The sequence below is a fragment of the Clostridium tarantellae genome (genome assembly GCF_009295725.1).
GTDB classification, from domain to species: Bacteria; Bacillota; Clostridia; order Clostridiales; family Clostridiaceae; genus Sarcina; species Sarcina tarantellae.
The window spans coordinates 1-1,054 of sequence record NZ_WHJC01000537.1; the positions used below are offsets into that span (position 1 = coordinate 1).

Consider the following 1,054-nt stretch of genomic DNA (forward strand, 5'->3'; position numbering starts at 1 on the left):
CATTATATACTTTACCTTAATTGTAATTTTATTCCGAAAAATATTCGCAATAAGCTATATTTTAAATATAAAAAAATGATAAGACTCTTAAAATATTTAAATAATTTTTTAAACTTTTATAAAGGATAAAAAATTATTTAAATATTTTACATAAATGCTTATCATTTTTTATATTAATTTTAAGTTATATATTATCTTGCTTTACTTCCATTACTTTTTTTATATTTTTATTCATGCTAAAATTATTTAATATATTATTTATATCTATATTTTTTGGTATATCTATAGTATATATAGATGTGTATTCATCAACTTCTTTATTATCTATAATTATATCTTCATAACTTACAAATTCTATACTTTTAATTTTTATAGCTTTTGATGCAAAAGATGTCTCTATAAATTCTAAAGTTTCTTTACTGTTCAAATAATGTACTTCTATTACTTTTTCTCCTGATTTTGTTATAAATCTATTTTGAAATCTTTTCAAAGCAACTAAAGTTAAAGAAATAAATACAGTTCCAATTATGCTTAAAGTATAATATCCCATTCCAATAGCTAGTCCAACACAAGCTACTACCCATAATGAAGCTGCTGTTGTTAATCCTTTAATAGATCCTTTAGTATGAAGAATTGTACCAGCTCCTAAAAAACCTACACCTGTAATTACTTGAGCTCCCAATCTAGAAAGGTCTACTTTTACCACATTATTTAATGAAGGATTACTAGCTATCATTCCTAACGCTTCATTAGCCATATCAACTTGAATTAATGAAACTATGGCAGCTCCTACACAAACCAATATATGTGTTCTAAAACCTGCAGGTCTGTTTTTAAACTCTCTTTCATAACCTATAACTCCACCAACTATTACTGCTAGAGATAATCTTAATAAAATATATAACTTCATAAAAACTCCTCCTTACTCTAAATATGTATTATATATATTTTATTCATATAAATTTAAATTAAAAGATGTGTTTACATCTTAAAAATTATAATTTTTCAGTGCTTTTTTACCAAAAAATCAATAAAAATAGTATATAATCACATC

The 1,054-nt window shown here is 23.1% G+C and carries 1 protein-coding gene; it reads right to left on the bottom strand.

Annotated elements, in window-relative coordinates:
* Positions 1-184: 184 nt before the first annotated feature.
* Positions 185-910, bottom strand: coding sequence for an MgtC/SapB family protein (locus GBZ86_RS16180; RefSeq protein ID WP_152892371.1), 726 nt, complete (start codon positions 908-910; stop codon positions 185-187).
* Positions 911-1,054 lie beyond the last annotated feature (144 nt).

Bases quoted from the DNA above. Each gene is read 5' to 3' on its own strand.
- GBZ86_RS16180 (WP_152892371.1), bottom strand. From the start codon at position 910: ATGAAGTTATATATTTTATTAAGATTATCTCTAGCAGTAATAGTTGGT.